Origin of the sequence: Faecalibacillus sp. MSK20_93 (genome assembly GCF_020589945.1) — a bacterium.
Taxonomy (GTDB): domain Bacteria; phylum Bacillota_I; class Bacilli_A; order Erysipelotrichales; family Coprobacillaceae; genus Faecalibacillus; species Faecalibacillus intestinalis.
In genome coordinates this window covers 1-4,285 of record NZ_JAJDKA010000099.1, presented here as the reverse complement: position 1 = coordinate 4,285, position 4,285 = coordinate 1, and the positions used below count along the sequence as shown (strand labels likewise).

General features: G+C 40.3%; 6 protein-coding genes. All 6 read left to right on the top strand.

Annotation, left to right across the window (positions count from 1 at the left end; all coding sequences use genetic code 11):
• On the top strand, positions 1-284 hold a 284-nt coding region (locus LJD34_RS15530; protein WP_227360320.1), incomplete at its 5' end, for a YdcP family protein.
• A 15-nt stretch (positions 285-299) separates the two neighbouring features.
• Positions 300-683: a YdcP family protein gene (locus tag LJD34_RS15525; RefSeq protein WP_007286209.1), complete on the top strand. Its 384-nt coding sequence runs from the start codon at positions 300-302 to the stop codon at positions 681-683.
• A gap of 110 nt (positions 684-793) precedes the next feature.
• Positions 794-1,126, top strand: a complete 333-nt coding sequence (locus LJD34_RS15520; protein ID WP_007286208.1) for a PadR family transcriptional regulator — start codon at positions 794-796, stop codon at positions 1,124-1,126.
• 4 nt (positions 1,127-1,130) lie between these two features.
• Positions 1,131-1,697: an HAAS signaling domain-containing protein gene (locus LJD34_RS15515; protein WP_055056277.1), complete on the top strand. Its 567-nt coding sequence runs from the start codon at positions 1,131-1,133 to the stop codon at positions 1,695-1,697.
• Positions 1,698-1,770: 73 nt separating this feature from the next.
• On the top strand, positions 1,771-3,165 hold the full coding sequence (locus LJD34_RS15510) for an FtsK/SpoIIIE domain-containing protein (RefSeq protein ID WP_227360319.1): 1,395 nt from the start codon (positions 1,771-1,773) through the stop codon (positions 3,163-3,165).
• A 183-nt stretch (positions 3,166-3,348) separates the two neighbouring features.
• A partial coding sequence (locus LJD34_RS15505; RefSeq protein WP_227360318.1) for a replication initiation factor domain-containing protein occupies positions 3,349-4,285 on the top strand: 937 nt, incomplete at its 3' end.

Here is a 4,285-nt window from a genome sequence, read left to right as displayed (position 1 = left end):
GAACTCTTGAATTTGCAGGCGAAAGCGAGCCAGTCTTTGAAAGAGATAAAAATAATCGCAGGGTCTTAGCCAGACGAAGCTATAACCTTTATTCCGACGTACAGAAAGGCGAAAATGTTGTGGTAGAAATTCCCGTGCAGGCTGGCGAAAAGAAGTTCAAGTATGAGCAGAAAGTAAAACTTGTCAATCCGAAGTTATACGGCAGAGGTTACGCAATCGGGGATATGGGACATACCGATTATGTATTAGTTGCTGATGATATTGTAGCAGTTGAAGAAAAGTAAAGGAGTGAAGAATTTATGAGATTATCAAACGGGTTTGTTATTGACAAAGAGAAAACATTTGGAGAATTAAAATTTACAGCAGTGCGTGATGTGTTCTTACAAAATGAGGACGGGACACCGAGTACCCAGCTTAAAAAGCGTATCTATGATTTGAAGTGCAGTCTGCATGGTGGAATTATCCCCGTGTCCGTACCGCCAGAAGTACCGTTAAGGGAATTTCCTTACAATGCAGTCGTGGAGCTTGTCAATCCCGTAGCCGATACGGTATCACGAAAAACCTATACGGGTGCAGATGTGGACTGGTATGTAAAGGCAGAGGATATTGTGTTGAAGAATAAAGGCAACCAGAACGCAGGCAATCCACAGAATAATAACACGCAGGGACAACCGAAAAAATAGTAATTGATATACCTTTCAAAAAAAAGTGTTGTTCAATTAAAATATACTGTTGACATTCAATGTACTGTGTAGTACGATATACCTATCAAGAAAACAGTGAGGTGAACAACATGAACTTAGACAAATGGAAATCTCAAATAGTGCGAGGTACATTGGAATATTGTATTTTGCTAATGCTGGATAAAAAAGTATATTATGGGTATGAGATTTTACAAGAATTGAGCAAATATCCTATAATTACTTCTACGGAAAGTACAGTATATCCATTGTTAAGAAGATTACAAAAGGAAAACTACTTGCAATCAACTTGGCAAGAGTCCACAGAGGGCTTGCCACCTCGTAAGTATTATTCATTAACACCAGACGGAAAAAATTATCTGGACGCTATGAATACTGAATGGGAAAATTTATTAAATGCTATGTCTGATTTGAAAGGAGAATAAAATTATGAATACTACGTTTGAAAAATACTTAGATACTATTGATAAATGTTTGAAACCACTTCCAACTTCTGAACGTGTTGATATTGTAAAGGAAATAAAAGGCTCTATTTTAGAAATGGAAAGCGAAAACCTCTCAACAGAACAAATTTTAACTAGATTAGGAAAGCCAAAAGACCTTGCAAAAGCCTATCTTGGAGATTTACTTGCAAAGGAAAACGGTTTTAGCTGGAACAGATTTTTAACAGTTTGTGCTTTTTATAGCTTAGTAGGTTTTTCTGGATTGTTTGTAATACCAGTTTTAGTTATTGTTGCACCTACTTTTATTCTGTGTGGTGTTGCTTCTGCTGTATTAGGGATTATAAAATTAGTAGATTATTTATTACATTTGAATATTCCTTATGTAGATTATATTGGTTTTCAATTTGGAAATACAGCTTTAAGCCCTATCCCAGTATTTATCTTATCACTAATCACGGGGATAATCTTGTTCTTATTAGGACGAGGTGCATGGAAGTTATTGATTACCTATTGCAAAGGTATTAGTAAAACTAAAAACAATTTATCAATTTAATATGTATGTATATTTAAGCAGTTAGTCTTAGGATTGACTGCTTTTTTCGTACCCAGAAAGGAGTGATTGATTTATGAGAATGATTTTAAACAAAGGACACCGTATCAGAGCCAGCGACAAGCACCTTGTCTATCACTTTTCCATAGGAACGCTTCTGTTTGTATTTGTAGCGGTTCTTTTGCTACTGAATATCAAACAGCTCATGCGTACCGATTGGGAGCATTTCAGCTTGTTTGAGAATGGCTTGACGCTTTCCCCTTACAACTTCATAACCATACTGATAGCGACTGGTGTTTGTGCATTGGTCGCTTTTCTGTACTACCGCTTCTATTACGACAGTTTTAAGAAGCTCCTGCACCGTCAAAAGCTGGCAAGAATGGTACTGGAAAATAAGTGGTATGAAGCCGATACTGTACAAAACAGCGGTTTTTTTACTGACCTGCAAAGCAGATCAAGGGAAAAAATCGTCTGGTTTCCAAAGATTTATTATCAAATGGAAAAGGGACTGCTTCATATCCGCTGTGAAATCACATTAGGAAAATATCAAGACCAGCTTTTACGGTTAGAGGATAAATTGGAAAGTGGCTTATATTGCGAGCTGACCGACAAGACCCTGCATGACGGCTATATCGAATATACCCTGCTTTATGATATGATAGCGAACCGCATTACCATTGATGAAGTACGGGCAGAAAACGGCTGTCTTAGATTGATGAAAAACCTTGTCTGGGAATATGACGCACTCCCTCACGCCCTTATCGCTGGTGGGACTGGTGGCGGTAAAACCTATTTTCTGCTGACGCTCATTGAAGCCTTACTGCATACAAACGCTGTCCTTTACATTTTAGACCCAAAGAACAGCGACCTTGCGGACTTGGGAACAGTCATGCCAAACGTCTACCATACTAAAGAAGAAATGATAGATTGCGTCAATGCCTTTTATGAGGGCATGGTACAGCGAAGCGAGGAAATGAAGCAACACCCGAACTATAAGACGGGCGAAAACTACGCCTATCTGGGACTGCCACCCTGCTTTCTTATCTTTGATGAATATGTGGCATTTTTTGAAATGCTGGGGACAAAAGAAAGCGTGAGTCTACTTAGCCAGTTAAAGAAAATTGTTATGTTAGGGCGACAAGCAGGTTATTTCCTTATCGTTGCCTGCCAGCGTCCAGACGCAAAGTATTTCTCGGACGGTATCAGAGATAACTTCAATTTCCGTGTGGGATTGGGGCGTATCAGCGAATTAGGTTACGGTATGCTGTTTGGTTCAGATGTGAAAAAGCAGTTTTTTCAGAAGCGTATCAAGGGGCGTGGATATTGTGATGTGGGAACAAGCGTTATCAGTGAGTTTTACACGCCTTTAGTCCCGAAAGGACATGATTTTTTGCAGACTATCGGCTCTCTTGCACAAGCAAGGCAGGACGGAACGGCGACGTGCGAAGCGAAAGGCGACGGCACGGACTAGCCGTTGCTGGTGTGGCGTAAGCCACGCCAGCAGGTAAAACCCCTCGGTATCTAACAGAGGGGTACGTTTGCAAATGGACAATAGACAAAAAACATAGGAAACATAAGGCTTATCGCATAGTTTCCTTGCAAAATTCAGATGTGAAGTCGCCTTAAAAAACTTCACACTTTACAGATTGGGGGTATGGTTCTGAATGAAGAACAAGGAATAAAAGAATTACGGGAGAAACGGATTGCTTACGGTATCTCACAAGGCAGGCTGGCGTTGGCTTCTGGTATCACAAGGGAATATCTCAACAAGATAGAAAGCGGAAAAATGAAGCCGTCAAAGGAACTTCTTAATACTCTGCAAAAGGAACTGGCAAAGTTCAATCCAGAAGCACCGCTTACCATGCTGTTTGATTATGTAAAAATCCGTTTTCCCACGCTGGATATACAGCACATCATCAAAGATATATTAAAACTGAATATCAACTATATGCTCCATGAAGATTACGGACATTACAGTTATACGGAGCATTATTCTTTAGGGGACATCTTTATCTATACGTCGGCTGACGAAGAAAAGGGTGTCCTTTTAGAGTTAAAGGGGCGAGGTTGCCGACAGTTTGAAAGTTACTTGCTGGCACAGGAAAGAAGCTGGTATGACTTTCTCATGGACGCACTCGTAGACGGTGGTGTTATGAAGCGTATCGACCTTGCTATCAACGACCATATGGGCATTTTGGATATTCCAGAGCTTGCGGAAAAATGCAGGAAACGGGAATATATCGGAAAGTCCAGAAGTTACAAGTTTTACTTGTCGGGCGAGCTTATCAAGCATAGAGAGGACGACAGAGAATATATGGGGCGTACCCTTTATCTTGGTTCGCTGAAATCCGATGTGTATTTCTGTATCTATGAAAAGGACTATGAGCAGTACGTCAAGTTCGGGATACCGCTGGAAGAAGCCGACATTATCAACCGTTTTGAGATACGGCTTAGAAATGAACGTGCTTACTATGCAGTACAGGATTTGCTGACCTATTATGACGCAGAGCAGACCGCCTTTTCTATCATCAATCAGTATGTGCGGTTTGTTGATGAAGAACCCGACAAGCGAAAAAATGACTGGAAACTCA

Coding starts and splice junctions, on each gene's coding strand:
- LJD34_RS15525 (WP_007286209.1), top strand. CDS start 300: ATGAGATTATCAAACGGGTTTGTTATTGACAAAGAGAAAACATTTGGA.
- LJD34_RS15520 (WP_007286208.1), top strand. CDS start 794: ATGAACTTAGACAAATGGAAATCTCAAATAGTGCGAGGTACATTGGAA.
- LJD34_RS15515 (WP_055056277.1), top strand. CDS start 1,131: ATGAATACTACGTTTGAAAAATACTTAGATACTATTGATAAATGTTTG.
- LJD34_RS15510 (WP_227360319.1), top strand. CDS start 1,771: ATGAGAATGATTTTAAACAAAGGACACCGTATCAGAGCCAGCGACAAG.